At 51.1% G+C, this 24,690-nt stretch carries 29 protein-coding genes and 1 other annotated feature; of the genes, 15 read left to right on the top strand and 14 right to left on the bottom strand.

Features of this window, described 5'->3' with window-relative positions:
• Nucleotides 1-1,286: 1,286 nt before the first annotated feature.
• Nucleotides 1,287-1,493, bottom strand: coding sequence for a hypothetical protein (locus GA0061070_RS18380; protein ID WP_090137453.1), 207 nt, complete (start codon nucleotides 1,491-1,493; stop codon nucleotides 1,287-1,289).
• 185 nt (nucleotides 1,494-1,678) lie between these two features.
• On the opposite strand from GA0061070_RS18380, the gene GA0061070_RS18375 reads away from it, so the two are divergent.
• Nucleotides 1,679-2,029 (top strand): hypothetical protein, encoded by a 351-nt coding sequence (locus GA0061070_RS18375; protein ID WP_032986243.1) that lies wholly within the window; start codon nucleotides 1,679-1,681, stop codon nucleotides 2,027-2,029.
• 280 nt (nucleotides 2,030-2,309) lie between these two features.
• Nucleotides 2,310-2,867 carry a recombinase family protein gene (locus GA0061070_RS18370; protein WP_090137452.1) on the top strand — a complete coding sequence of 186 codons (558 nt, stop codon included), beginning with the start codon at nucleotides 2,310-2,312 and terminating at the stop codon, nucleotides 2,865-2,867.
• A gap of 181 nt (nucleotides 2,868-3,048) precedes the next feature.
• On the opposite strand, the gene GA0061070_RS18365 is transcribed toward GA0061070_RS18370, so the two are convergent.
• The 7 genes from GA0061070_RS18365 to rnm all read right to left on the bottom strand — a co-directional run bounded on the left by GA0061070_RS18365 (nucleotide 3,049) and on the right by rnm (nucleotide 7,943).
• Nucleotides 3,049-3,399, bottom strand: a complete 351-nt coding sequence (locus GA0061070_RS18365) for a putative T6SS immunity periplasmic lipoprotein (RefSeq protein ID WP_063149425.1) — start codon at nucleotides 3,397-3,399, stop codon at nucleotides 3,049-3,051.
• Between the two features lie 2 nt (nucleotides 3,400-3,401).
• Nucleotides 3,402-3,944: a hypothetical protein gene (locus GA0061070_RS18360; RefSeq protein WP_023294875.1), complete on the bottom strand. Its 543-nt coding sequence runs from the start codon at nucleotides 3,942-3,944 to the stop codon at nucleotides 3,402-3,404.
• A 388-nt stretch (nucleotides 3,945-4,332) separates the two neighbouring features.
• Nucleotides 4,333-4,713 (bottom strand): hypothetical protein, encoded by a 381-nt coding sequence (locus GA0061070_RS18355; RefSeq protein ID WP_046889832.1) that lies wholly within the window; start codon nucleotides 4,711-4,713, stop codon nucleotides 4,333-4,335.
• 314 nt (nucleotides 4,714-5,027) lie between these two features.
• A complete protein-coding gene (locus tag GA0061070_RS18350; protein WP_090137451.1) occupies nucleotides 5,028-5,525 on the bottom strand; it encodes a hypothetical protein in 498 nt (165 codons plus the stop codon).
• Between the two features lie 23 nt (nucleotides 5,526-5,548).
• A complete protein-coding gene (locus tag GA0061070_RS18345; protein WP_090137450.1) occupies nucleotides 5,549-6,115 on the bottom strand; it encodes a hypothetical protein in 567 nt (188 codons plus the stop codon).
• Nucleotides 6,116-6,443: 328 nt separating this feature from the next.
• Nucleotides 6,444-7,064 (bottom strand): L-threonylcarbamoyladenylate synthase, encoded by a 621-nt coding sequence (locus tag GA0061070_RS18340; RefSeq protein WP_090137449.1) that lies wholly within the window; start codon nucleotides 7,062-7,064, stop codon nucleotides 6,444-6,446.
• Nucleotides 7,065-7,082: 18 nt separating this feature from the next.
• Nucleotides 7,083-7,943 (bottom strand): RNase RNM, encoded by an 861-nt coding sequence (gene rnm / locus GA0061070_RS18335; protein ID WP_090137448.1) that lies wholly within the window; start codon nucleotides 7,941-7,943, stop codon nucleotides 7,083-7,085.
• 160 nt (nucleotides 7,944-8,103) lie between these two features.
• Nucleotides 8,104-8,198 (top strand) — a sequence feature (Trp leader region).
• A gap of 22 nt (nucleotides 8,199-8,220) precedes the next feature.
• Between rnm and GA0061070_RS18330 the strand changes: the two genes are divergently transcribed.
• The 6 genes from GA0061070_RS18330 to GA0061070_RS18300 all read left to right on the top strand — a co-directional run bounded on the left by GA0061070_RS18330 (nucleotide 8,221) and on the right by GA0061070_RS18300 (nucleotide 16,375).
• The gene (locus GA0061070_RS18330; protein WP_090137447.1) at nucleotides 8,221-9,783 is read left to right on the top strand and encodes an anthranilate synthase component 1; all 1,563 of its coding nucleotides are present in this window, start codon (nucleotides 8,221-8,223) and stop codon (nucleotides 9,781-9,783) included.
• Nucleotides 9,783-11,378 (top strand): bifunctional anthranilate synthase glutamate amidotransferase component TrpG/anthranilate phosphoribosyltransferase TrpD, encoded by a 1,596-nt coding sequence (gene trpD, locus GA0061070_RS18325; protein ID WP_090137446.1) that lies wholly within the window; start codon nucleotides 9,783-9,785, stop codon nucleotides 11,376-11,378. The genes GA0061070_RS18330 and trpD overlap by 1 nt, the downstream gene beginning before the upstream one ends.
• 3 nt (nucleotides 11,379-11,381) lie before the next feature.
• Complete coding sequence (trpCF, locus tag GA0061070_RS18320) at nucleotides 11,382-12,740, top strand: bifunctional indole-3-glycerol-phosphate synthase TrpC/phosphoribosylanthranilate isomerase TrpF (protein ID WP_090137445.1); 1,359 nt, start codon at nucleotides 11,382-11,384, stop codon at nucleotides 12,738-12,740.
• 12 nt (nucleotides 12,741-12,752) lie between these two features.
• Nucleotides 12,753-13,946 carry a tryptophan synthase subunit beta gene (gene trpB / locus GA0061070_RS18315; RefSeq protein WP_090137444.1) on the top strand — a complete coding sequence of 398 codons (1,194 nt, stop codon included), beginning with the start codon at nucleotides 12,753-12,755 and terminating at the stop codon, nucleotides 13,944-13,946.
• Entirely contained in the window at nucleotides 13,946-14,755 is an 810-nt protein-coding gene (gene trpA / locus GA0061070_RS18310) for a tryptophan synthase subunit alpha (RefSeq protein WP_090137443.1), read from the top strand. Before trpB ends, trpA begins: the two co-directional genes overlap by 1 nt.
• Nucleotides 14,756-15,046: 291 nt before the next feature.
• Nucleotides 15,047-16,375, top strand: coding sequence for a chloride channel protein (locus GA0061070_RS18300; RefSeq protein ID WP_090137442.1), 1,329 nt, complete (start codon nucleotides 15,047-15,049; stop codon nucleotides 16,373-16,375).
• A 101-nt stretch (nucleotides 16,376-16,476) separates the two neighbouring features.
• Here the strand turns inward: GA0061070_RS18300 and ompW are convergent, their stop codons facing one another.
• Complete coding sequence (ompW, locus tag GA0061070_RS18295; RefSeq protein WP_090137441.1) at nucleotides 16,477-17,112, bottom strand: outer membrane protein OmpW; 636 nt, start codon at nucleotides 17,110-17,112, stop codon at nucleotides 16,477-16,479.
• 280 nt (nucleotides 17,113-17,392) lie between these two features.
• Here ompW and GA0061070_RS18290 point away from each other — a divergent pair, with 280 nt between their 5' ends.
• From GA0061070_RS18290 to yciA, 4 genes are all read left to right on the top strand, one after another.
• Nucleotides 17,393-17,797, top strand: a complete 405-nt coding sequence (locus GA0061070_RS18290) for a YkgJ family cysteine cluster protein (RefSeq protein ID WP_090137440.1) — start codon at nucleotides 17,393-17,395, stop codon at nucleotides 17,795-17,797.
• A 24-nt stretch (nucleotides 17,798-17,821) separates the two neighbouring features.
• Complete coding sequence (locus tag GA0061070_RS18285; RefSeq protein ID WP_090137439.1) at nucleotides 17,822-18,562, top strand: YciC family protein; 741 nt, start codon at nucleotides 17,822-17,824, stop codon at nucleotides 18,560-18,562.
• Between the two features lie 51 nt (nucleotides 18,563-18,613).
• A complete protein-coding gene (locus GA0061070_RS18280; protein WP_090137438.1) occupies nucleotides 18,614-19,156 on the top strand; it encodes a septation protein A in 543 nt (180 codons plus the stop codon).
• Nucleotides 19,157-19,254: 98 nt separating this feature from the next.
• A complete protein-coding gene (yciA, locus tag GA0061070_RS18275) occupies nucleotides 19,255-19,656 on the top strand; it encodes an acyl-CoA thioester hydrolase YciA (protein WP_090137437.1) in 402 nt (133 codons plus the stop codon).
• A 32-nt stretch (nucleotides 19,657-19,688) separates the two neighbouring features.
• Here yciA and tonB read toward each other — a convergent pair whose 3' ends face one another.
• Nucleotides 19,689-20,414: a TonB system transport protein TonB gene (gene tonB / locus GA0061070_RS18270; protein ID WP_167353596.1), complete on the bottom strand. Its 726-nt coding sequence runs from the start codon at nucleotides 20,412-20,414 to the stop codon at nucleotides 19,689-19,691.
• 218 nt (nucleotides 20,415-20,632) lie between these two features.
• On the opposite strand from tonB, the gene GA0061070_RS18265 reads away from it, so the two are divergent.
• The gene (locus GA0061070_RS18265) at nucleotides 20,633-20,929 is read left to right on the top strand and encodes a YciI family protein (protein WP_090137435.1); all 297 of its coding nucleotides are present in this window, start codon (nucleotides 20,633-20,635) and stop codon (nucleotides 20,927-20,929) included.
• A gap of 216 nt (nucleotides 20,930-21,145) precedes the next feature.
• Here GA0061070_RS18265 and GA0061070_RS18260 read toward each other — a convergent pair whose 3' ends face one another.
• From GA0061070_RS18260 to GA0061070_RS18250, 3 genes are all read right to left on the bottom strand, one after another.
• The gene (locus tag GA0061070_RS18260; protein ID WP_090137463.1) at nucleotides 21,146-21,484 is read right to left on the bottom strand and encodes an SMR family transporter; all 339 of its coding nucleotides are present in this window, start codon (nucleotides 21,482-21,484) and stop codon (nucleotides 21,146-21,148) included.
• Between the two features lie 19 nt (nucleotides 21,485-21,503).
• The gene (locus GA0061070_RS18255) at nucleotides 21,504-22,124 is read right to left on the bottom strand and encodes a LysE family translocator (protein ID WP_090137434.1); all 621 of its coding nucleotides are present in this window, start codon (nucleotides 22,122-22,124) and stop codon (nucleotides 21,504-21,506) included.
• A gap of 65 nt (nucleotides 22,125-22,189) precedes the next feature.
• The gene (locus tag GA0061070_RS18250) at nucleotides 22,190-22,363 is read right to left on the bottom strand and encodes a YciY family protein (RefSeq protein WP_017457170.1); all 174 of its coding nucleotides are present in this window, start codon (nucleotides 22,361-22,363) and stop codon (nucleotides 22,190-22,192) included.
• 139 nt (nucleotides 22,364-22,502) lie between these two features.
• On the opposite strand from GA0061070_RS18250, the gene cls reads away from it, so the two are divergent.
• Both cls and GA0061070_RS18240 read left to right on the top strand, forming a co-directional pair.
• Entirely contained in the window at nucleotides 22,503-23,963 is a 1,461-nt protein-coding gene (gene cls, locus GA0061070_RS18245; RefSeq protein WP_090137433.1) for a cardiolipin synthase, read from the top strand.
• A 31-nt stretch (nucleotides 23,964-23,994) separates the two neighbouring features.
• Nucleotides 23,995-24,324 (top strand): HI1450 family dsDNA-mimic protein, encoded by a 330-nt coding sequence (locus GA0061070_RS18240; protein ID WP_007371902.1) that lies wholly within the window; start codon nucleotides 23,995-23,997, stop codon nucleotides 24,322-24,324.
• A 93-nt stretch (nucleotides 24,325-24,417) separates the two neighbouring features.
• On the opposite strand, the gene tnpA is transcribed toward GA0061070_RS18240, so the two are convergent.
• On the bottom strand, nucleotides 24,418-24,690 hold a 273-nt coding region (gene tnpA / locus GA0061070_RS18235), incomplete at its 5' end, for an IS200/IS605 family transposase (RefSeq protein ID WP_139109789.1).

The raw sequence follows: 24,690 nt of genomic DNA, 5'->3' as shown, positions 1-24,690 counted from the left end.
TACCCTCTCGATTTTGCTGCTTGCATTGATGCGTAAATAACATGGCGTTTCACCTCGCCGCTCACCAGGTCATTAAACACCTGGTCACTGCTGTAATACTTCAATAATGGCCTCCTTCGGATTTTGGATGCAAAAAGCCCCAGGCAGTTACCCCGCCCAGGGCTGAAAAGTTTCAGAAGGTTTCTCCCCTTCATAGTATTGAGAATACCATAGCTCACTAACGTTTGTCAATACCCAAACGGTGATTTCGTGAAATATTTTTGATTATTTTCAACGCGTTGCATCTTTGCTTTGCGATTGGTGCTCTTTATGCCAGGAATGGATGGTTGCTGTCAATCAAAATCTGTGGTAGAGCTTGCCACCTGAGAAGATAGCCATGCCTCCCATTCACAAACACCATCTCGCCATTTCTTGAGGAAAAAAGTGAAAAATGGCGACTTTCACTCTACTTTTCCCTTTAAATACAGACACCTACCAAATCCGCTATAATAATAGAGAGATTCTCTCTCTGCACTGAAGTGCATCAGCACGAGACAATCAGTGATGATTGGATTGGGATGTTTGCACGTATGGTAATGTCATAGCTACCTTGCACCAGATAAACAGACAGCCTAAAGGATTTAGGGTGGTTGTTTGGTTGGTGGCTAATCAAGATCGGTGGATGACATTAAGCAGGAATGCCATTGGATCATTGTGGAGTGTTGTTAATGGCGGGGTAGTCGCTGTATGGCATTAAGCAAAGTTTGGGCGGTAGTAGCCCAAGAGAGAGAAAACCAATTAACTAACCTTAAGTTAGTTGGGTTTAATGGATTTGTGTTTGGGAGCATAGCGAGCATAACAAGCATTTATACAGGAGAAGCACCTTTGATGAAGGTAACTTGTCAAAAATGATCTCTCCTGTAATGGCTATCTTTCATGCGCGGCGTGAGCCTGGCACCAAGGCCAGCGCATAACAGTATGGTTCCGGCGCTTCGCGTCGATTACCTATCAGCCCTTCACCCAACGGTAGCCTGTCACCCTGCTCACTCCACACTACCCCATGCAATAACCCTGAGTTAATTCCCATCAAACTGGCGCGTAATCCGCTGGTAATTAGCAGGTAATGAATGCCGTTGTTACAGGGGGAAAGTTGCCATAGTCATCGAGATAGTAACTATCACTCTCTTAGCATAAAGCCTTGCGCTGTGCCGTTATCAGCAGAAATAATAATCAAACCGTTGTAGGCTGGTGTTAAGCACACCTGTCTTTACGTGATTTTAAACAACACTTCCTATTTTATACGGCCTCTATTCTGAATCCTGGGTGTCGAAAGTCTTTGCATACGGGCACTGCCCTTTAGTGACGTAGGTAAAAACATACTGGCTGTTCTCGTAGGTGCAAAGCGTCTTACCATTCTCCGTTTTTTCCTGCTGCGGATCTGTCATTGTGATTTGCCCTGCCATCACCAACTGTGAAATCAGTAGTCCCGATATCACCAATATTGATTTCTTCATAAGCCTCACTCCAGTTGACTGTTATCGCCGAATGTCACAGTGCTCAGTATTTGTACAATAGCATTGTATCACCCATATCGATCGATTTTACTGATCTATAAGATCGATTTAATTAATGAAAGTGGTAAGATAAGGTAATGCGCTAACAGCGCCTTGCCACCAAATCAAACAAGAAAAGGAAGACCATGAAAAGATTGATTGTCGCGTCACTGATCGTTCTCCCCTTCGCCTCAAGTGCAACCACATTCAGCTGTAAGGCGATCCAGGAAGGGCAGATCGATTCTGGTAGCCAAAAATCTTCTGTCGAAACTCGCCTTGATGTGCAGGACAAAAGTATGAAGGTGAGCATGGGTGGTAAAACCTGGCGGCTCGGTTTCTTGGGTGAGAAAAGTATTGCGAAGATGTACGCCACGCCAGACGGAGGGATTGCCGTCACATACATCGACAATGGGAGTGAGCCTATTTTCGTTATGCGCCCCACAAACAATGATGGACAGACTGCTGTCTACACGCTCAGCCTGTGCTCTGAGATGTAAACAAAGGCGTGAGTAATCACGCCCTATATATTTGCTCGACCCCAACAATCAAACCGCAACGAGCATTTGAGCCAATCACCACCTTCGCGATTATCATTTCCACTTACATTTGCTCTCAGTCCCGAGTCCTAAACCTCTATTATCCATTCTCATAACCATCTCCTTTTAAGACCACACCGACGCAATGACAGAATGCGGCTTCGCCTTGTCTCAAAAGGTTGATCTTTTATTTTGAGACAGCTATCATTTTGATACTATCTTTTGAGATTTCGAGAACATCATGACAACTGTGATCGGATATGTGCGAGTTTCCACCAGCGACCAGAACGTTGAAAACCAGAAGCAGCAGATAACCGAAGCTGGATATAGTGTTAACCGCTGGTTCAGTGATGAAGCTGTGAGTGGTGCAGTAAAGGCATCAGATCGTCCAGGGTTCGGTGAGTTACTCAGCTATGTACGAGAAGGCGATACGCTGATTGTGATTGCTATAGACCGCCTGGGACGTAACACCATTGATGTACTTTCCACAGTTGAAATGTTGCAAACGAAGGGCGTGAAGATTGTCAGCTTGCGAGAAGGATTTGACCTATCAACACCAGTTGGCAAAGCAATGCTTACCATGATGGCAGGACTTGCCAGCCTGGAAAAAGACCTGATAGCAGAGCGCAGAACGGCAGGTATCAAGCGTGCTCAGTCTGAAGGAAAACATTGCGGCAGACCGATTAAAGCAACCGCTGAACAGGTGAGAGAGTTATTAGTTCAAGGTTGCTCTCCTGCAATGGTTCAAGATAGGCTGGCTATCAGCAAAGCCACCTTCTACCGACTAAAGACCTTCTGACCCATCTTACTGATATTTGAGGATTCTGCCAGTTACAAGCGGGAGCCTTCGATCAGGTTGTTAAGCGGCTTCAGCAAGCGTGATAGACTATATGCATTAAGAGATATATACGCGCATTAACGCTTACTTGATCACGTACGTGCGTTGAAATGAATATAAAGGGGCAGTTTGCCCCCTATTCTTAAGGGTAAGAAAGTTCAGCGGTGACTAAATGTGATTCTGACTTATCAGATTGGACGTCATACGCGAAGTTATACCGCTCCCCAGACGTAAACTTAAATCCAAATACAGGAAGACACTCCCCCTTCGGTACATAAACAGGCTTGTCATCGAAAATCTTGTGAAGAGAGTCGCTATTATCGCTTTTGATTTGAATAGCAGTGATCCGTTCCTGCGGCTCCAGTGGTGACAACACACAAACTTGATTATCTTTGATCAATGCCGTTGTAGATTCACGATCTACCATTCGATCACCTGGCCCAGGGCATCCCGTTAAGAGGAATACAACACCCAGCAACATTTTGTTTTTCATGTTTAACGCCCCTTCCCTGTTACGATTTTCTGGTAAAGCGAAGGGACATCCTGCAACAAATCTACGCCTCTGTACATCCCCATGCGCCCTGGTCTCTGATAGTATGACCACTTACTGATCCCATAAACCAGCAGTAACCAGTAATCAGCTAAAATAGAGGCTTGCTGTTCAAGAGAGTAATCAGTGAGCTTTTCTTTATCCAGCCTGTAGGTATATTCAGCAGCCCAGCTAAAAGCTCCCCGCATTCTCACCCATTGCCCGTGTTGGTGTTGCCAGACATGCCCCAGCTCATGGATGAAAACATATTTATCTTCGATGAAAACCGAGTTTGCGGAAAAATCTTCCCTGTACATCGACTTTCTGTACCATAACTCCCCGTTTGGAGTCATCGCGTAGTTCTGTTTTTGTAGTCCGAATGGTAAATAGCTGTCGCAATGAATCCAGACACGGCTATACACTATCGAATCACCGAACACCCTACGAGCCATTGCTATCTCGCCTAAAGTCATCCGGCGTAATGTTCCTTCTTCTGCCTGTGCGCTCATAAACCGTCCTCCTTGTATGATTTATCTAAATCGTAAAATCATAAGTCGAAATAGTCTATACACGAACATTAGCCATTCATCAAATACAGTGACGGTGCAAGCGTTACTCCCCATTGGTACTATCCCCGTCCTCTTGTAGCATGGACTCAATAAACTCTCGTTGCTCATGCGTCAGTGCAAGTTCTTCCAGCAAGCGCTCTAACTCTTCCTCAGGTGATTCATTTTGAATCTGTCTGTTCCCGATAGCCATACTCACCCTTGAGTTATTAGGATTAATCGCAGAGTATTCAGGGTGCAGAAAATGCGCAACTAACAGATTTTGGACAATAAAGCCTTATTGCCCATTGATGATATGACAATGGGTGGTGCAACAGCATCAGCGTTTTGCCTACTGGCAATGCTTGTCAAACCACTGGCGGACTTTATCAGTGCTGATGCTTTCATCATGTCTGGCCACAGCCCAAGAAGCAAAGTTACTCTGGTACTTATCGTAAAAACCGCCGACAGGGTATTCGATCCTTTTATTCAAGAAAGCCGTTACAAATTTTTGCTCAGCTACTTCCTTCTGACGGTTTGAAAAATCCACAGAGTAGCGAGGCGCGTTAGCAATAAAATGGCAATAAACCGCGCTAAGTATGTCAGTATCATTTAGCATTGGGGGAGTCTGACAAGCCCAAACTTCTTGAATAGTGGATGTGTTGCCAGCAGTCGTCTTATAGAGAGTCGCCTCCTTCCCTTTGCTCCTGCAAAAGTCTCCAACCAGTGACATAACGATTTCTGCATTTTCTGAATCCCGGTAACGAGCAGTCACTAACCACCCAAGGGCTTGATCGTAGCTCTCCGAGTAGGTAGGCACATCTAAGTGCACTTGCCGCTGCGAGTATCCACTACAACCAACGCAAACGGCACAGAAGAACAGAGATAATCCCTTAATACACATGATCCACCGACAATAGTTTGTTTTTCAAGCCATCTTAGCGGTCAGATTGTTCCTGGACAAGGGTAGTTAACTATCAGCGCTCTCGTATTGGCTGGGCTGGTTATATGGAAACAATCTCACATCCGCTAAAAAAGAATCTTTGGCTAAAGGTTTGAAGTATCGCTTGCCACCCTACTGTTTGGAATGTACCGAACGATTGTCTGTGCCATAACCCCAGAAATGACCATCTGACTTAACTCAACCGTTGTGTCAGGAAGTTTCCAGGTTACTTTACTTGGATCAGAAAACTCAGGCTTTCCATACTTCTGAGTTAGTAATTGATTTAATGTGCCAAATTGATGTGCAGCGATGCCTTCATTTTTCTTTTCATTGCTGGCTACGTTCGTTTGAACAAGCCGATCAGCGCCGTCGAACAAAAATGTCACTGTATACAGACCGCTACCAATCGATACATTATCAATCCGCACTTTTCCAAAGTTATCCTTATACTTTTCTGGTGAGATGAGATGTGCACCATTGCCCTGAGCAGCAACAACTTCTGACGGATTCATGCCCCATGTAGTATTTCCATACCCTGTGCCCTTGGCGAATGAGAGCAGAGGTAAAGTTAGAATCACGAAAGCCATTAGTAATTTTTTCATTACATCCCCACGAATTGAGTTTATTAATTGTGAACCAGTTTACAATGATCCCATTGCTCAGTGCTTCTTGCGATGCGGTCACTAATTGCAAAGTTTCCCAGCGACGGATCATAGGCGTACACTTTGCTTTTATCATCTGCCATCATCAACTTACCGTTAGTTTTCAGCTTTGGCGAGAGCAGGTATGTACCGTTTAAACGGTTAGCTTTGAAGCTATCGACATACAATGTTACCTCGGCACTACCCAACACACGTAAAGCACCGATTCTTCCATTCTGTATCGCTGCAATAGCATACTGACAGAGATACGTTTTAGCAGTTGAAGACGTATTTTTTCCGTCAACCTTAGCTGATGAGGAAGGGGGAGAGGATTTAGGGATTGAACTATGAAGAGAAGATGACGGGTAAGAGTATGAATAATTTTTATACGTAGATGATGTGCCTGATCCAATCCGGCACGTTTTTCCAACCGCAATGCACGAATTACCGCATGGAATACCTTTCTTGCAGTTCTTAGCGTGTGCAGAGAATGACAACCCAGCCAATAGAAATGCACCAATGGTTATCCTAACCAACGAAGACCAGCCCATAAACTACCCTTCTTTTAAGATTTTCTCTACATGATACCATACCTAAATTAAGGGAATAGTAGCCAATAAGCCCGTTGGTGGTAATACCGAATATGGGACTACACCAAGGAAGACATTAACAGCAGGGAAAGGTGTACATACATGATGAGAGTCGCGATGTGGCTAATGGCTGTCACACAAGTTAGTAACAACCATTAACCGAAAAACGTTAAATCATTGATTATAAATGATTTAATATTTATCTTGTGCGCCTTCACAGGCGTCGAATAGGGTCACCAGTCCGGCGAAGCCGCTGCTGAAATGGGCGCGTAGTATAGCGGCTTGTTCACTATAAGAAAGGCTTAACGTCGCCGACGCCTTCGCGGAGCACCACCGGAGTATCATTGGTTAAGTCTATCACGGTCGTTGGTTGCTGCCCGAGATAGCCGCCGTGGATGATCAGGTCAACGACTTTTTCCAGGCGATCTTTGATTTCATCAGGGTCAGATTCGGTAAAATCGCTGCCCGGCAGCATTAATGACGTTGAGAGCATCGGCTCATTGAGCGTTTCCAGTAGCGCCAGCGCAATCGGATTCGACGGTACGCGTAGCCCGATGGTTTTGCGTTTTTCCTGCAATAAACGACGCGGTACCTCTTTTGTCCCTTTCAGGATAAAAGTGTAATTACCGGGCGTGTTATTTTTAATCAGACGAAACGCCACGTTATCAACGAATGAATAAGTCGACAGCTCTGACAGATCGCGGCACATCAGTGTGAAGTTGTGACCATCCGGCAGATGACGGATGCGGCAAATCCGTTCCATCGCGCCTTTATCTTCGATTTTACACCCCAGCGCATACCCGGAGTCGGTGGGATAAACAATCACACCGCCCTTACGCACGATCTCCACCGCCTGATTAATTAATCGTGGTTGTGGGTTTTCCGGATGAATATAAAAAAACTGACTCATACTTCCCTCTCTTACGTTTTACTGCGGCTGCTCCCATTTCAGCCAGACGCCTTCAACACCGGCCGGTAGCCAGAGTTTGCGCCCCAGTTCAATCCACGGGCAGGGCTGATGGAAATCCGATCCTTGCGACGCCAGCAAACCATACTGGCGGGCATACACGGCGAGCTGCGCTCGTTCATTGGGAGCCTGCTGGCATTGGGCGACTTCCATCGCCTCTCCGCCGCTGTCAGCAAAATGCGCCAGCAGTCTTTTCAGCCATTTAGCGGAAAGGTTATAACGACCAGGATGGGCCAGCACCGCCGTTCCGCCAGAATGATGAATCACTTCAATAGCTTGTTCTATTGTACACCACTGCGGCGGAACATATCCGGTTTTCCCGCGCGCAAGATATTTTTTAAAAACATCGCCGATGTTACTGGCCTTTCCCTGTTCAACCAGAAAGCGGGCAAAATGACCACGCGTCACGCTTGCGCCCTGAGCCAGTTGCTGTGCGCCCTCCCACGCGCCGGGGATATGCGCTTTTTCCAGACGCTCGGCAATAAGTTGCGCACGCAGGGCACGACGCGTGGACTGCTGTTGCAAAAATTCGCACATCGCCGGGTGGTCGATATCAATATTCAGACCCACAATATGGATTTCATGATTTTCCCAGACGGTGGAGATTTCCACACCGCTAATTAATTCCAGCGCCAGCCCGGCACTGGCAATTTCAGCACGTGCCGCAGGGATAGCAGCTGTGGTATCGTGATCGGTAATAGCCAACGTGCCCACTCGCATTTCTACCGCGCGATGTACCAGTTGTTCCGGGGAAAGCCGGCCGTCAGAGGCGATGGTGTGGCTATGCAGGTCATAAATAATGGCGTAATTCGTGTCGCTCAAAGCGGCTCCGTAGATTTATCAGGACATCTGTTTGCGCCCTATCATAACGGTTAGCCAACTTTTTCTGAAATCAGGGTTGACTTTCTTTTCATGAACCAGTTAACTAGTACGCAAGTTCACACGACAAGGTATCGCAACAATGAATGCACATTTCTCTGTTACTCGCTGGTGGCGCACTCCCTGAACAGGGCTGTGAGATCACGTGCGCATTCAGCATACCGATACCCGGCCCGCTCACTCAGCGGGCTTTTTTTTGAACAAATTTATGAGAGCGACTATGCAAACGCAAAAACCAGCACTCGAACTTCTGACCAGCAACGCCGCATACCGTGACAATCCGACTGCGCTGTTCCACCAATTATGCGGCGATCGGCCGGCCACACTGCTGCTGGAATCCGCCGATATTGACAGTAAGAATGATCTAAAAAGCCTGCTACTGGTTGATAGCGCGCTGCGCATTACTGCGCTGGGTGACACTGTCACTATTAAGGCACTAACGGCCAATGGCGCTTCCCTGTTGAACCTGCTTGATGCGGCGCTGCCTGCCGGGGTTGAAAACACCGTGCTGATGGATGGCCGCGAATTGCGTTTTCCGTCGGTCAGCACGCTGCTGGATGAAGACGCCCGCCTGTGTTCGCTCTCGGTGTTTGACGCTTTCCGCCTGCTGCAAACACTGGTCGATGTCCCGGCTGACGAACGCGAAGCGATGTTTTTTGGCGGATTGTTTGCCTATGACCTGGTCGCTGGTTTTGAAGATTTACCGCAGCTTGCCCACGACCGTCGCTGCCCGGATTACTGCTTCTACCTGGCGGAAACATTACTGGTGATCGACCACCAGAAACAGCAGACGCGTATCCAGGCGAGCGTGTTCAGCCAGGATGCCGACGAAAAAGCACGCCTGCTTGAGCGTATTAATGTCCTGCGCCAGCAACTGGATCTCCCCGCAGAGCCGCTGCCGGTACAAACCGTTGCGCATATGCGTTGCGAAACCAACCAGAGCGATGAAGAGTACGGCACCGTTGTACGGGAGATGCAGAAAGCGATTCGCAGCGGTGAAATTTTCCAGGTTGTCCCGTCGCGCCGCTTTACGCTGCCCTGCCCCTCGCCGCTGGCCGCTTATGAAGTGCTGAAAAAGAGCAACCCCAGCCCGTATATGTTTTTCATGCAGGACGATGATTTCGCCCTGTTCGGCGCATCACCGGAAAGCTCACTGAAGTATGACGCCAGCAACCGTCAGATTGAGATCTACCCCATCGCCGGAACACGCCCGCGCGGTCGTCGCCCGGACGGTTCGCTGGATCGCGATCTCGACAGCCGTATCGAACTTGACATGCGTACCGACCACAAAGAACTTTCTGAGCACCTGATGCTGGTCGATCTGGCGCGTAACGATCTGGCACGCATCTGTACGCCGGGCAGTCGTTATGTTGCCGACCTGACAAAAGTGGATCGTTACTCCTACGTTATGCACCTGGTTTCCCGCGTGGTTGGCGAACTGCGTCAGGATCTGGATGTGCTGCACGCTTACCGCGCCTGCATGAATATGGGAACGCTTAGTGGCGCGCCGAAAGTCCGCGCCATGCAACTGATTGCCCATGCCGAAGGCGCGCGACGCGGCAGCTATGGCGGCGCTGTCGGTTACTTCACCGCTCACGGCGATCTGGATACCTGTATTGTCATTCGTTCCGCGTGGGTTGAAGACGGTATTGCCACCGTTCAGGCCGGAGCCGGAGTGGTACTGGATTCTGTACCGCAGTCTGAAGCCGATGAAACCCGTAATAAAGCTCGCGCGGTTCTGCGCGCCATTGCCACCGCACACCACGCACAGGAGACGTTCTGATGGCTGACATTCTGCTGCTCGATAATATCGACTCTTTTACTTACAACCTGGCGGATCAGCTGCGTGCAAGCGGACATAATGTGGTGATTTATCGTAACCATGTACCCGCACAAACCTTAATTGACCGCCTGGCTACGATGCAAAACCCGGTACTGATGCTGTCACCTGGTCCTGGCGCACCGTCGGAGGCTGGCTGCATGCCGGAACTGTTAACGCGTCTGCGCGGTAAGTTGCCGATTATTGGTATCTGTCTTGGGCATCAGGCGATTGTCGAAGCCTACGGCGGTTACGTCGGCCAGGCCGGTGAAATTCTGCACGGCAAAGCTTCCAGTATTGAACATGATGGCCAGGCAATGTTTGCCGGTTTAAGCAATCCGCTGCCGGTGGCGCGTTACCATTCGCTGGTTGGCAGCAATATCCCCGCCGGGTTGACTATCAATGCGCATTTCAACGGCATGGTGATGGCGGTACGTCATGATGCGGATCGTGTCTGTGGCTTCCAGTTCCACCCGGAATCGATCCTCACCACGCAGGGCGCACGTCTGCTGGATCAGACGCTGGCCTGGGCGTTGCAGAAGCTGGAGCAAAGCAACACACTGCAACCAATTCTGGAGAAACTTTACCAGGCGCAAACCCTCAGCCAGCAAGAGAGCCACCAGCTTTTCTCGTCGGTGGTTCGTGGTGAGCTGAAGCCGGAACAACTGGCCGCAGCACTGGTCAGCATGAAGATCCGCGGCGAGCATCCGAATGAGATTGCCGGTGCTGCTACGGCGTTGCTGGAAAATGCCGCGCCCTTCCCGCGACCGGATTATCCGTTTGCGGATATCGTCGGCACTGGCGGCGATGGCAGCAACAGTATCAATATTTCCACCGCCAGCGCGTTTGTCGCTGCTGCGTGCGGGCTGAAGGTCGCTAAACACGGTAACCGCAGCGTTTCCAGCCGCTCAGGTTCATCCGACCTACTGGCCGCATTTGGTATTAATCTGGACATGAATGCCGACAAATCGCGCAGTGCGCTGGATGAACTTGGTGTCTGCTTCCTGTTTGCACCGAAATATCACACGGGCTTCCGCCACGCGATGCCGGTACGTCAGCAGCTAAAAACCCGCACCCTGTTTAACGTGCTGGGGCCGCTCATCAACCCGGCACATCCGCCGCTGGCGTTGATTGGCGTTTACAGCCCGGAGCTGGTGTTGCCTATTGCGGAAACCCTGCGCGTTCTCGGTTATCAACGAGCAGCCGTAGTGCATAGCGGCGGTATGGATGAAGTGTCATTACATGCGCCGACGCTGGTTGCGGAGCTAAACAACGGCGAAATTAAAAGTTACCAGTTGACTGCCGAAGACTTCGGCCTGACGCCTTATCATCAGGAGCAGCTTGCGGGCGGCACGCCGGAAGAAAACCGTGACATTCTGACGCGCTTATTACAAGGTAAAGGCGAAACTGCTCATGAAGCTGCGGTGGCCGCCAACGTCGCGATGCTGATGCGTCTGCACGGCAACGAAGATTTACGGGCCAACACGCAGAAAGTACTGGATGTGCTGCACAGCGGAGCAGCCTACGACAAAGTCACCGCACTTGCGGCAAGAGGATAAAAGATGCAAACCGTTTTAGCGAAAATCGTCGCCGACAAAGCCATATGGGTTGCGGCGCGCAAGGAGCAGCAACCGCTGGCCAGTTTCCAGAACGATGTCGTGCCGAGTACACGCAGCTTCTACAATGCTCTGCAAGGAACACGTACCGCCTTTATTCTGGAATGCAAAAAAGCATCGCCCTCTAAAGGTGTTATCCGTGACGATTTCGATCCGGCGCGCATCGCCGACATTTATAAACATCACGCTTCAGCGATTTCCGTACTGACCGATGAGAAATATTTCCAGGGCAGTTTCGATTTTCTGCCCATCGTCAGCGCCATCGCGCCACAGCCGATTCTGTGCAAAGATTTTATTATCGATCCGTATCAGATCTATCTGGCTCGTTACTACCAGGCCGATGCTTGCCTGTTGATGCTGTCAGTGCTGGATGACGAGCAGTACCGCCAGCTTGCCGCCGTGGCGCATAGCCTGAAGATGGGTGTGCTGACTGAAGTGAGCAACGAAGAAGAACTGCAACGCGCTATTGCGCTGAAAGCGAAAGTGGTCGGCATTAATAACCGCAATCTGCGCGACCTCTCGATTGATCTCAACCGTACCCGCCAGCTTGCGCCGCGTCTGGGTAATGGCGTCACGGTGATCAGCGAGTCCGGCATTAATACCTATGCCCAGGTTCGTGAACTAAGCCACTTTGCCAATGGCTTCCTGATTGGTTCAGCACTGATGTCTCATGATGATCTTGATGCCGCCGTGAAACGTGTGCTACTCGGCGAGAACAAGGTATGCGGATTGACTCGCGCCGAAGATGCGCGCGCCGCCCATGAAGCAGGCGCAATTTATGGTGGATTGATTTTTGTCGCCTCCTCGCCACGCGCTGTCTCCGATGAACAGGCGCAGGCGGTAATGCAGGGCGCACCGCTGCATTATGTTGGCGTGTTCCGTAATACCCCGGTTGAAGATGTGGTGGCGAAAGCGAAAATGCTGGCACTCTCTGCGGTGCAGTTACACGGCGACGAAGATCAAGCCTATATTGACGCTTTGCGTGCGGTATTGCCTGCCCGAACGCAAATCTGGAAAGCGCTGAGTGTCAGCGACACCTTGCCGTCACGTCACTTACAGCAGGTTGATAAATATGTCTTCGACAATGGCCAGGGCGGCAGCGGCCAAAGCTTCGACTGGTCACTACTGGCCGGTGAACCGCTCGATAATGTGCTGCTGGCTGGCGGCCTGAGCGCAGATAATTGTGTGCAGGCGGCGAAAACCGGCTGTGCCGGACTCGATTTTAATTCAGGCGTGGAGTCGGAACCGGGTATTAAAGATGCCAGCAAACTGGCTTCGGTTTTCCGTACGCTGCGTGCTTATTAAGGAAAGAAGAGAATGACGACACTATTGAACCCATGGTTTGGCGAGTTTGGCGGCATGTTTGTTCCACAGATCCTGATGCCTGCGCTGCGTCAACTGGAAGAAGCATTTGTCAGCGCCCAGAGCGATGCAGATTTTCAGCGTCAGTTTAACGATCTACTAAAAAACTACGCCGGGCGTCCGACTGCGCTGACAAAATGCCAGAACCTGACTGCCGGTACCCGCACCACATTGTACCTGAAACGTGAAGATCTGCTGCACGGCGGTGCGCACAAAACCAACCAGGTTCTCGGTCAGGCGCTGCTGGCAAAACGGATGGGTAAAACCGAAATCATCGCAGAAACCGGTGCGGGGCAACATGGCGTGGCATCAGCGCTTGCCAGCGCTCTGCTCGGCCTGAAGTGCCGCATCTATATGGGCGCAAAAGATGTTGAGCGCCAGTCACCAAACGTCTTCCGTATGCGCCTGATGGGCGCAGAAGTGATTCCGGTACACAGCGGCTCCGCCACGCTGAAAGACGCTTGTAACGAAGCGTTGCGCGACTGGTCCGGCAGCTACGAAACCGCGCACTATATGCTTGGCACTGCGGCTGGCCCACACCCGTTCCCGACCATAGTGCGAGAATTCCAGCGCATGATCGGCGAAGAGACCAAAGCGCAGATCCTCGAAAGAGAGGGACGCCTGCCGGATGCCGTGATTGCCTGCGTCGGCGGCGGCTCTAATGCTATTGGCATGTTTGCTGATTTTATCGATGAAACCGGCGTTAGCCTGATCGGCGTTGAACCGGCCGGTCACGGTATTGAAACCGGCGAACACGGCGCACCGCTGAAGCACGGTCGCGTGGGTATCTATTTCGGTATGAAATCGCCGATGATGCAGACCGATGAAGGACAAATTGAAGAGTCTTACTCCATCTCCGCCGGGCTGGATTTCCCGTCTGTCGGGCCGCAGCATGCGCATCTCAACAGCATTGGTCGCGCTGATTATGTGTCGATTACCGACGACGAAGCGCTTGACGCTTTCCAGATGCTGAGCCGCCATGAAGGGATTATTCCGGCGCTGGAATCTTCGCACGCCCTCGCCCACGCGCTGAAAATGATGCGCGAAAACCCGGATAAAGAGCAGTTGCTGGTGGTTAACCTCTCCGGCCGCGGCGATAAAGACATCTTCACCGTACATGACATCCTGAAAGCGCGAGGGGAAATCTGATGGAACGCTACGACAACCTGTTTAAACGGCTCGCCGACCGGAAAGAAGGCGCTTTTGTTCCCTTTGTTACGCTGGGTGATCCGTCTCCGGAACAGTCGCTGAAAATTATCGATACGCTGATCGAAGCCGGGGCGGACGCGCTGGAGCTGGGGATCCCATTCTCCGATCCACTGGCCGATGGCCCGACGATCCAGAGTGCGACGCTGCGTGCTTTCGCCGCAGGCGTTACGCCGACCCAGTGCTTTGAAATACTGGCAACCATTCGCCAGAAGCATCCGACCATTCCAATTGGCTTGCTGATGTACGCCAACCTGGTGTTCAGCGGTGGCATTGATGAGTTTTATGCCAAATGCGAAAAAGTCGGTGTCGATTCAGTTCTGGTGGCCGATGTGCCTATTGAGGAGTCTGCACCTTTCCGTCAAGCGGCTATGCGCCACAATGTTGCGCCTATTTTCATCTGTCCGCCGAATGCCGATGATGAACTGCTGCGTCAGATTGCCTCTTATGGTCGCGGTTATACCTATCTGCTGTCGCGGGCTGGCGTGACCGGTGCGGAAAACCGTGCGGCGCTGCCGTTGCATCATCTGGTGGAAAAACTGAAGGAATACCACGCTGCGCCGCCGTTACAGGGCTTTGGTATCTCCGCGCCGGATCAGGTTGCCGCTGCCGTGAATGCCGGCGCTGCAGGCGCGATTTCCGGCTCGGCGATTGTCAAAATCATTGAAAAAAATCTGCAAAACCCCACGGCGATGTTGGCTGAGCTGAAAGCTTTTGTTCAGAGCCTGAAAGCCGCTACGCTGCCGCGTTAATCCTGTTGCCGCCTGTTCGCTCAGGCGGCCTCTTCATGCTTCAGTAGTGTCTGTGCATATTTCCGACCCGCCGGAACAGTGCCTGAACGTCATCAGGTTCCCAGCCGTCGAATGTCGCGCTCATCGATCTCTGCCGTGTTGCAGGAAACCACCGCTGAGATGTTCGCGTGGCGGTACCGGCGCAACTGTGTATTGCCACCCCGCCAGCGCCTCTGGACTACGTTGAAACTGCCTGGCTGCGTGATAACAGCCGGAAAAGAACCGTATTTGTCATCAGTTAATGGTAACCTATTGTTAAAAGCTTCATATTTTCTGTGGAATAATGATCGCGACGTTAGTTACACAGAGACTGAATCGATGAGTGACACTCCTTCCTCCTGGCAGCGGCGCTGGATTGCGCTGCTGCTGACTGGCCTGCTTTCCGGCGCGTCAGGCATGCTGGTTGTGCTACTGCTGCATGGAATCCAGCATCTGGCGTTTGGTTACAGCCAACAATCACTGATTGGCGGCGCGCCGTTTCTGCAAGGCGTTACCGATGCCAGTAACCTGCGCCGTTTTGCCGCACTGACTGGTGCCGGTGTAATTGCTGGCTGCGGCTGGTGGTTGCTGGCGCGATATGGCAAGCCCCGGGTAAGCGTTACGGCGGCGCTCAGCGAAAATGGTCGTCAGATGCCTGCGAACACCACAATCTGCCATGCTCTGTTACAGGTAGTGACGGTAGCGATGGGCTCGCCACTGGGACGTGAAAGCGCGCCGCGAGAAGTGGGTGCACTGTTTGGCGGCAACATTGCCAGGCGTAGCGGCCTCAATGAGCAGGAAACCCGGTTGGTGATCGCCTGTGGCGCCGGAGCCGGGCTGGCTGCGGTTTATAATGTTCCGCTGGCAGGTGCGATTTTCACGCTGGAAGTGTTGCTGATGACCATCGCCTGGGATGCGGTGATCGCCGCAACGATCACCTCCGCGCTGGCGGCGTTTATCACCTCGCTGGTGCTCGGCAACGAACGTCAGTATCAATTTATTGCATCTACTGCACCTGTGTCTTTAATCGTTTGGGCCGCGCTCTCCGGTCCGCTGTTCGGCTATGCCGCCAGCCAGTTCCGCCGCATGACGCGGCAAGCGCGGGGCCAGACGAAAAGCAACTGGCAGATGCCGCTGCTCTGTTTACTCGCCTTTGCCTGCCTGGGCTTGTTCTCCATCTGGTTTCCGCAACTGCCAGGTAATGGTCGCGGGCCAGTGCAGCTCAGTTTTGGCGGCGGCGTCACTCTGCCGCTGGCAGCCATGCTGATTGTCCTGAAAGTAGTGAGTATCTGGATGGTGTTACGCAGCGGAGCAGAGGGCGGCCTGCTGACGCCAGGCCTGGCGATTGGCGCACTGCTGGGCGCGCTGATATTTCTGCTTGTCGGTCCCTTCTTCCCTGGCGGCAGTATGGCGGAATTTGCTCTCACTGGCGGCGCCGCGTTTCTGGCGTCATCCATGCAGATGCCGCTGACTGCCATTGTCCTGCTGATGGAGTTCACTGGCATGGACTTCAGCTTTTTTGTCCCTCTCACCCTGTGCGTGGCTGGCGCGTATATGACGTGCCGCTACATAGAGAGATCCAGACTCCCGGTTTGCCAGTAGGGTGACTAACTGCTATCGCCAATGGATTTGGCCGCATAAGCGTCACTGACGCAGAGATAAACGGGGAAACTGGCCGCAAACGGGCCAGTTTCCAACCGCACTCAGAAACGATACCCCGCAGAGAACATAAATACCCACGGATCCAGGCGAGTACTGACGCTCTGCTGAACACCATTGGCTTTGAAACGGACATCCGTATCGATATCCATATACCAGACCGACATATTGATTAACCAGTTGCGGTTGATCAGATAGTCCAGCCCTACTTGCCCTGCCGCGCCCCACGAGTCTTTCAGGCTCAAATCGGAAAGGCCTGCGGCTTTACCGGTATCGTTAAATTTTTCATCAAAGAAGGTCGTATAGTTGATGCCCGCGCCGATATACGGGCGGAATTTACTTTTCGGATCACCAAAGTACCACTGCGCCATCAATGTAGGCGGCAAATGATGCACGGTCGCGATATCGCCCGTAGGGCCGGTGCCTACGCGGTGGCGGAACGGCGTCGCAGCCAGGAGTTCAATCCCCACATTGTCCGTTGCCATCCACGTCATCGTCACACCCAACTGGGTGTTATTGTCGACATTAAAACTGCCAAGACTACCCAGCACATTATCCGAACCTGCCGTTGGACGGACAGTAGCGGAACCGGCACGAATAAAGAATTCGCCCGCATCATGCGCATATGCACCACCGGAAAGCGAACTCAGGACTAATGCTGCCACAGCTAATTTTTTCATATCCACTCCATGATTAAGGTTTTTATCGCGGCGTGAATATACCCACAATTAAGTATAAAGTGATCCAACCCAGGTCACACTTAATCCCATAATTTAACATTCGTTGATCTGAGATAATTTTCACCATCACGCCATTCCCTTAATTTTTGTATCTAAATCAAATTTCACTTTTTCAGACATGAAAAATTTTCCACCTCAACCATCTTGTACGTCAGCAAACGCAGAGATAATTTAGTGGCCTGACAATTCGTCTTGATACGTAGTGAAGTACAGGTGTGCTATGAGTGATCTCAATCCGTGCATGTCGTGCGGAGCATGTTGTGCGTATTTTCGTGTCTCTTTTTACTGGGCTGAAGCGGATGATGCTGGCGGCCCTGTCCCGGCTCAACTTACTGAGCCACTGACCCCCTTTTTACGCTGTATGAGCGGCACCAATCAGAAACAGAGCCGCTGCGTGGCGCTGGAAGGTACCCCCGGCGAATCGGTCCGTTGCAGCATCTATGAAGGAAGGCCGTCACCCTGCCGGGAATTTGCGATGTCTGGCGAGAATGGTGAAGTGAATGAAGCCTGCGATCGCGCCCGCGCGCGTTACGGATTAGCGCCTCTTTACAAAGATATGCTTTTCCATACAAGCCATGATGCTGCCACTGAACCGCTATTCGGGGTACAATCGCCAACAATTTAATACCGCAATACTCAAGGAGAGTGCATGTCTATCACGGCGAAGTCCGTTTACCGTGACACGGGGAATTTTTTTCGTAATCAGTTGATTACCATTTTGCTGATTGCACTGCTGTGCGCATTTATCACCGCGGTTATTGGGCACGCGTTTTCGCCCACTGACGAACAACTCTCCATTTTAACGCAAGGGGATAACCTGGCGGGCAGCGTTGGCTTGTTTGAGCTGGTACAAAGCATGACGCCAGAGCAACAGCAGGTGCTGCTGCGCGCCTCGGCAGCATCGACGTTTTCCGGGCTGATTGGCAACGCGATTCTGGCTGGCGGCGTCTTGCTGCTGATCCAGATGGTTTCAGCCGGTCAACGCGTCAGTGCGCTGCGTGCGATTGGTGCCAGCGCACCGGTGCTGCCAAAGCTGTTTTTATTGATCCTGTTGACCACCTTTATGGTGCAGATTGGCATCATGTTTATCATTGTTCCGGGCGTGATTCTGGCAATTCTTCTCGCTTTTGCCCCCGTAATGCTGGTACAGGATAAAGCAGGGATTTTCGCCGCCATGCGCAGCAGTATGCGTCTGAGCTGGCGCAATATGCGGCTGGTGGCCCCGGCGGTCATAAGCTGGCTGCTGGCGAAAACAGTGTTGTTAATGTTCGCGCACAATTTCGCGGTTTTCACCCCGGAAGTAGGCGCAGTTATCGCGAATACAATCAGCAATTTGATCTCGGCGGCGCTGCTTATTTATCTGTTCCGCCTCTATATGCTGATGCACTAATGATTGTTTCGGCAGCCCTGTCAGGGTTGCCCCTGTTTATGGAATCGTAGAATGAAGCAGTTTCTTGATTTTCTTCCGCTGGCGCTCTTTTTCGCAGTTTACAAGCTGTACGATATTTTCGCCGCGACCAAAGTATTGATTATCGCCTCGGCCATCGTGCTGATTTATTGCTGGATCCGTTACCGCAAAGTGGAAAAAGTGGCGTTAATCACGTTTGTGCTGGTCGCCGTATTTGGCGGATTGACCATCAAATTCCACGACGTTGAGTTTATTAAGTGGAAAGTAACGGTGATTTATGGTCTTTTTGCCGGTGCGCTGCTGTTCAGCCAGTGGATAATGAAGAAAACCCTGATCCAGAGCATGCTCGGGAAAGAATTGACGCTGCCTGCAGCCGTCTGGTCACGGCTGAATATCGCCTGGGCGCTGTTCTTTATCGTTTGTGGGCTGGCGAATATCTATATTGCTTTCTGGCTGCCGTTTGATGTTTGGGTCAATTTCAAAGTGTTTGGCCTGACGATTCTGACGCTGGTGTATACCGTGCTCAGCGGTATTTACATCTACCGCCATATGCCACAACAGGATGATAACTCCTGAAAACTGAAGCCAGGCCAGCGCCTGGCTTTTTTCTTCCCGAACGCCCCATATTCGTAGTAGCATCCCGCCAGAAATCCCCCATAACAGAAGAGATAATAATGAACACCATTCAGGAGACTCCTCAGGGAGAGCTTGTTTTACGCACATTAGCAATGCCAGCGGATACCAATGCTAACGGAGATATTTTCGGCGGCTGGTTGATGTCACAAATGGATATGGGGGGCGCAATCCTGGCAAAAGAGATTGCGCACGGGCGCGTGGTAACTGTGCGGGTGGATGGCATGACCTTCCTGCGACCGGTTGCCGTCGGCGACGTGGTGTGTTGCTATGCGCGCTGTGTGAAACGCGGGAATACTTCTGTCAGCATCAATATAGAAGTGTGGGTGAAAAAAGTCTCTTCTGAGCCCATTGGCCAGCGTTACAAAGCCACCGAAGCGTTGTTTATTTATGTCGCAGTTGATAAAGAAGGGAAACCCCGCTCGTTACCGCCACAGTCATAAGAAAAGCCTCAGCCTCCGCCAGGAGGCTTTTCTTATTCCATCGACGCCCCGCCATTCAGGCGGAACACAATATTAACTATCAGTCCTGAACCGGGCTTACCGGCTTCGTAGCGCCATTTCCTCATGGCCGCTTTCACCTCACGCTCGAACATATTTGCTGGCTGCGCAGACAAAACTTCAACATTCTCGACGCGACCATCAGCCGTAACGTCAAATTTCACTCGCACACGACCTTCAATACGCAGCGCCTGCGCACGCGCCGGATATTGCGGCTGGTTGCGGCTCAACGCACGCGGACCGGCCGGCACGGACGGCGCTGGCGTGGAGGACGCTGGCGGTGTTGGATTAGTCACCGGGCGTGCTGGCGCGTTGTTGTCAAATGGTGATGCCGGACGCGGTTGTGCTGGTTTTTCCTCCGGCTTGTGCTGCTCGACCTTTTTCTCTGGTTTCGGTTTTGGCTTCGGTTTAGGTTTCAGCTTTGGCTTTTCAATTACCACCGGGGCTTCTTTTGGCGGCTCCACCACAGGTTGCGGTTCGGGCTCTGGCTCCGGTTCGACGACAGGTTGTGGCGGTTGCATTACTTGCGGCGGTTCGAGTTCTGCCGACGTCACCATCGTCACAGTGATAGGCTGTGCGGGTGCGGGCAATTCAACAACCTGATGTACCGATGTATAGAGCAGACCCGCCACGACGGCGCCGTGAATACCAACAGACAACAGCATCGGCCAGGGAAAGCGACGAGGTAAATCAAAGGTCATTGAAGTCATAATCGTGTCAGTTAAAAAACCAGGGGCTAATTTTAAATGCAAATGACAATCATATTCAACAAGCCATCGCATTCACCGTCTATTTTCTCTCATTACCGGGTAAAAAAGTTGCATTTTTACCCGGATATTAATGTCAGAGCATCTTTACATTGCAGTCGCATTCCCTTTCACATACGGTATGCCTTTCCAATAAGTAAGGAGCTCTTCCCGTGCTTTATGTTATTTTTGCTGAAGATGTTGCTGACTCGCTTGAGAAACGTTTATCTGTACGCCCTGCCCACCTGGCGCGACTGCAATTACTACATGACGAAGGTCGTTTACTGACGGCGGGCCCGATGCCCGCGGTGGACAGCAACGACCCTGGTGTCGCCGGTTTTACCGGTTCAACGGTGATTGCAGAGTTTGAATCGCTGGAAGCGGCAAAAGCCTGGGCGGACGCCGATCCCTATGTTGCCGCTGGCGTGTACCAGAACGTTATTATTAAGCCGTTCAAGAAGGTTTTTTAAAACTCGTCAAAGATGGCAGATCTTTTGCTTTTCGGTCAATAGCTACCGCGCTGTCGTTCCTGGCGTAACTTCCTCGTCAGGTTCGTTGGTGATGTCGTTATGCAGATCGCGGTGAATTATCTTAATCGCCCAGAACCAGAAAACATGCCGCATGTACCCGGTTACGGAGAATATAAAATACCAGCGTGAATTATTTATTCACGCTGGCTGCGATAATTAATGGGCTACACTTCTGGAAAAAAGGTTAATGATAATCACGCCGGCGATAATCATCCCCATACCCAATATTGCCGGAAGATCCAATTTCTGACCGTGAACCAACCAGCCAACAATCCCAATCAATACAATCCCGGCACCAGACCAGATGGCGTAAATAACGCCAGTCGGGATGGTGCGCATCGGAATCGTCAGGCACCAGAATGCGATGCAATAACCCACAATGCTAATGATGGTGGGCAGCAGGCGGGCAAAGCTGTCTGACGATTTCAGTGCTGTGGTGGCAATGACTTCAAAAACAATGGCGATTCCAAGAAAAATGAGCGCTTCTTTATTCATTTTGTCCAACTTATCTCCGTTAACGTTTGCTAATAGCCAGACGGGTGGCAAACAGCAGAAACACCATGCCGGTACTACGATCCATCAAGCGTATCACCCTCTCTTTACGTAAGAATGACGACAGCGGGCGGGTCGCCGAAATTAATACCGTTGACCAGCAGGAACCCAGTACAACATGAATCATGACCAGGCCGAATGTCCAGGCAATCAGCGGCTGTCCGTGCGGAATAAATTGCGGCAAAAAAGAGACATAAAAGATACCGACTTTAGGATTCAGCACATTACCCAGCATACCTTTTATAAACCAGTTTTGCGCTTTGGTTTGCATCTTATTGTCTGTAGCCAGTGAACCGCGTGGGTGTAGAAGCATATTCAGCCCCAGCCAGCAAAGGTAAGCGGCGCCACAATATTTCAGGATGTTATAAGCGAGTTCGGAAACCGCAATCAGCGCGCCAAGACCGAAGGCGACCATTACGCCCCAAATCAGGCATCCGGTATTGATACCAAGTGCGGCTTTGAATGCCTGCTTATGCCCTTCCACCGCCGCCGTACGCAGTATGAGTGCGGTATCAAGCCCGGGCGTTAATGTCAGAAGAGTGGCCGCAAAAGTAAATGCAAGAAGACTATCAATAACCGACATGCTGCCTCTCCTGTAGATAAAGAATGCCTTAAAACGACCGCGGGCACCTTATCGGTGCCCGGGTATCAAAGATCGTAAATGGCGAACAACAGCACATTACGATGACGATTTACGCCGCATTTTCTGATGGCATGGATGCGCATATTGCGGCGTGATTGCGCTTCCAGCCAGCGGGCTTTACGGCGGCTCATCTGCCGAAGCATACGCCAGCGTCCCACTTCCGTTCGACTACGCTTCATTTTTACAACTCTGAACAAAACAGAGAGGCTATTATAATCCGTCGTTTTTCCCAGACCAGTGCTTTTCCGCGTTTTTATTTGCCAGATGAATGCGGATGCGTAAACTCATGAGATGTGGTTTTTAAAAGGAATTTTATCTATGTCCGCTTTTTACACCCTAATGAGTTGGCTGATCGTCTTTGGTTACTGGCTACTGATTGCTGGTGTAACCCTACGTATTTTAATGAAACGGCGGGCGGTGACATCGGCGATGGCCTGGCTGCTAATTATTTATATTCTGCCACTGGTAGGGATTATCGCCTATCTCTCGCTGGGCGAATTACATCTTGGCAAACGCCGCGCCGAACGCGCGCGCGCCATGTGGCCTTCTACCGCCAAGTGGCTCAACGATTTAAAAAACTTTAAACGCATCTTCGCACAGGAAAACAGCAGCGTTGCTTCATCATTATTTAAATTGTGCGAACGACGCCAGGGCATCGCTGGTGTAAAGGGCAACCAGTTACAACTGCTGACTTCCAGCGATGATGTGATGCAGGCGCTGATCCGCGATATTCAGCTCGCCAGACACAATATTGAGATGGTGTTCTACATTTGGCAACCCGGCGGAATGGCCGATGAGGTGGCGGAATCGCTGATGGCCTCGGCGCGACGCGGCGTGCATTGCCGTCTGTTACTCGACTCTGCGGGTAGCGTGGCATTCTTCCGTAGCCCCTGGGCCGCTATGATGCGCAATGCGGGCATTGAAGTAGTCGAGGCGCTAAAAGTGAATCTGATGCGCGTTTTTTTACGTCGCATGGATTTACGCCAGCACCGCAAGATTGTGTTAATTGATAACTATATTGCCTACACCGGCAGTATGAATATGGTCGACCCGCGCTTCTTCAAACAGGATGCAGGTGTCGGCCAGTGGGTCGATTTGATGGCGCGTATGGAAGGCCCTGTAGCCACGGCAATGGGCATCGTCTACTCCTGCGACTGGGAGATTGAAACCGGCAAGCGCATTCTGCCACCGCCGCCGGATACCAATATCATGCCGTTTGAAGAAGCCAGCGGGCATACAATTCACACAATTGCCTCCGGACCAGGTTTTCCTGAGGATTTAATTCACCAGGCATTGTTAACCGCCGTCTACGCCTCGCGTGAATATCTGATCATGACCACGCCCTATTTCGTACCCAGTGACGACTTGCTGCACGCCATTTGCACAGCAGCGCAGCGCGGCGTCGATGTGAGTATTATTCTGCCACGCAAAAACGACTCGGTGCTGGTCGGTTGGGCCAGCCGCGCCTTCTTCACTGAGTTGCTGGCGGCCGGGGTGAAGATTTATCAGTTTGAAGGTGGTCTGTTGCATACCAAAAGCGTGCTGGTTGATGGCGAATTGAGCCTTATCGGCACCGTGAATCTCGATATGCGGAGTTTGTGGCTGAATTTTGAGATCACACTGGTTATTGATGATGCCGGTTTTGGCGGCGATCTGGCAGCGGTTCAGGACGATTACATCTCTCGTTCCCGATTGCTTGATGCGCGCTTGTGGGTGAAACGACCATTCTGGCACCGCATCGCTGAACGACTGTTTTACTTCTTTAGCCCGTTGCTGTAAAACGTGCCCAACAGACATGAAGAGGTAAATCATGGAAATGGATCTAAACAACCGCCTGACCGAAGACGAAACGCTCGAACAGGCTTATGACATCTTTCTCGAACTGGCGGCGGACAATCTTGACCCGGCGGACATCATTCTTTTCAACCTGCAATTTGAAGAGCGTGGCGGCGCAGAGCTGTTTGATCCAGGCGAGGATTGGGCGGAACATGTCGATTACGATTTAAACCCGGACTTCTTCGCTGAAGTAGTAATCGGGCTGGCTGACACCGACGGCGGCGAACTCAATGACATCTTCGCGCGCGTTTTGCTGTGCCGCGAGAAAGATCATAAACTTTGTCATATTCTGTGGCGTGAATAAGCTGCCGTGGAAGTAAAAAACCACCTGCATAGCAGGTGGCATTGATTGCGCCCCAGAGGGGCGTACTTAGCTCTGACTCTGAGAGCCTTCGCTTCACATCTCTTTTAGCTGAAGCTGGCTCTCTTCTTGTTCGTGTTTTTCCTGATATTTCACATACCTTCTTATCATCTCTTCATTGATACCTACGGTATCCACACGATACCCTCGCGCCCAGAAATGATTTCCCCACAATTTGCTCTTCCTCAGGTACGGAAATTTGCTGAACAATCTCAGCGCTGTCTTTCCTTTCAAATGACCTATTACGTGTGATATCGATAATTTCGGGGGGATTTTTACTAGCAGATGAACATGATCTAACTGAACATT

The organism is Kosakonia oryziphila (assembly GCF_900094795.1).
In the GTDB taxonomy this organism is placed as follows: domain Bacteria; phylum Pseudomonadota; class Gammaproteobacteria; order Enterobacterales; family Enterobacteriaceae; genus Kosakonia; species Kosakonia oryziphila.
Note: the sequence above shows the minus strand (reverse complement) of the source record. Positions and strands in the feature narration are given on the sequence as shown.

What these genes read in the sequence shown, in the direction of transcription:
- GA0061070_RS18360 (WP_023294875.1), bottom strand. Translation starts at nt 3,944, where the DNA reads ATGAGCGCACAGGCAGAAGAAGGAACATTACGCCGGATGACTTTAGGC.
- GA0061070_RS18330 (WP_090137447.1), top strand. Translation starts at nt 8,221, where the DNA reads ATGCAAACGCAAAAACCAGCACTCGAACTTCTGACCAGCAACGCCGCA.
- ompW (WP_090137441.1), bottom strand. Translation starts at nt 17,112, where the DNA reads ATGAAAAAATTAGCTGTGGCAGCATTAGTCCTGAGTTCGCTTTCCGGT.
- GA0061070_RS18345 (WP_090137450.1), bottom strand. Translation starts at nt 6,115, where the DNA reads ATGGGCTGGTCTTCGTTGGTTAGGATAACCATTGGTGCATTTCTATTG.
- GA0061070_RS18250 (WP_017457170.1), bottom strand. Translation starts at nt 22,363, where the DNA reads ATGAAGCGTAGTCGAACGGAAGTGGGACGCTGGCGTATGCTTCGGCAG.
- yciA (WP_090137437.1), top strand. Translation starts at nt 19,255, where the DNA reads ATGAACACCATTCAGGAGACTCCTCAGGGAGAGCTTGTTTTACGCACA.
- GA0061070_RS18365 (WP_063149425.1), bottom strand. Translation starts at nt 3,399, where the DNA reads ATGAAAAACAAAATGTTGCTGGGTGTTGTATTCCTCTTAACGGGATGC.
- trpCF (WP_090137445.1), top strand. Translation starts at nt 11,382, where the DNA reads ATGCAAACCGTTTTAGCGAAAATCGTCGCCGACAAAGCCATATGGGTT.
- GA0061070_RS18340 (WP_090137449.1), bottom strand. Translation starts at nt 7,064, where the DNA reads ATGAGTCAGTTTTTTTATATTCATCCGGAAAACCCACAACCACGATTA.
- GA0061070_RS18255 (WP_090137434.1), bottom strand. Translation starts at nt 22,124, where the DNA reads ATGTCGGTTATTGATAGTCTTCTTGCATTTACTTTTGCGGCCACTCTT.
- GA0061070_RS18350 (WP_090137451.1), bottom strand. Translation starts at nt 5,525, where the DNA reads ATGAAAAAATTACTAATGGCTTTCGTGATTCTAACTTTACCTCTGCTC.
- GA0061070_RS18260 (WP_090137463.1), bottom strand. Translation starts at nt 21,484, where the DNA reads ATGAATAAAGAAGCGCTCATTTTTCTTGGAATCGCCATTGTTTTTGAA.
- GA0061070_RS18240 (WP_007371902.1), top strand. Translation starts at nt 23,995, where the DNA reads ATGGAAATGGATCTAAACAACCGCCTGACCGAAGACGAAACGCTCGAA.
- trpB (WP_090137444.1), top strand. Translation starts at nt 12,753, where the DNA reads ATGACGACACTATTGAACCCATGGTTTGGCGAGTTTGGCGGCATGTTT.
- GA0061070_RS18290 (WP_090137440.1), top strand. Translation starts at nt 17,393, where the DNA reads ATGAGTGATCTCAATCCGTGCATGTCGTGCGGAGCATGTTGTGCGTAT.
- GA0061070_RS18380 (WP_090137453.1), bottom strand. Translation starts at nt 1,493, where the DNA reads ATGAAGAAATCAATATTGGTGATATCGGGACTACTGATTTCACAGTTG.
- GA0061070_RS18375 (WP_032986243.1), top strand. Translation starts at nt 1,679, where the DNA reads ATGAAAAGATTGATTGTCGCGTCACTGATCGTTCTCCCCTTCGCCTCA.
- GA0061070_RS18285 (WP_090137439.1), top strand. Translation starts at nt 17,822, where the DNA reads ATGTCTATCACGGCGAAGTCCGTTTACCGTGACACGGGGAATTTTTTT.
- GA0061070_RS18355 (WP_046889832.1), bottom strand. Translation starts at nt 4,713, where the DNA reads ATGTCACTGGTTGGAGACTTTTGCAGGAGCAAAGGGAAGGAGGCGACT.
- tonB (WP_167353596.1), bottom strand. Translation starts at nt 20,414, where the DNA reads ATGACCTTTGATTTACCTCGTCGCTTTCCCTGGCCGATGCTGTTGTCT.
- cls (WP_090137433.1), top strand. Translation starts at nt 22,503, where the DNA reads ATGTCCGCTTTTTACACCCTAATGAGTTGGCTGATCGTCTTTGGTTAC.
- GA0061070_RS18370 (WP_090137452.1), top strand. Translation starts at nt 2,310, where the DNA reads ATGACAACTGTGATCGGATATGTGCGAGTTTCCACCAGCGACCAGAAC.
- GA0061070_RS18280 (WP_090137438.1), top strand. Translation starts at nt 18,614, where the DNA reads ATGAAGCAGTTTCTTGATTTTCTTCCGCTGGCGCTCTTTTTCGCAGTT.
- trpA (WP_090137443.1), top strand. Translation starts at nt 13,946, where the DNA reads ATGGAACGCTACGACAACCTGTTTAAACGGCTCGCCGACCGGAAAGAA.
- trpD (WP_090137446.1), top strand. Translation starts at nt 9,783, where the DNA reads ATGGCTGACATTCTGCTGCTCGATAATATCGACTCTTTTACTTACAAC.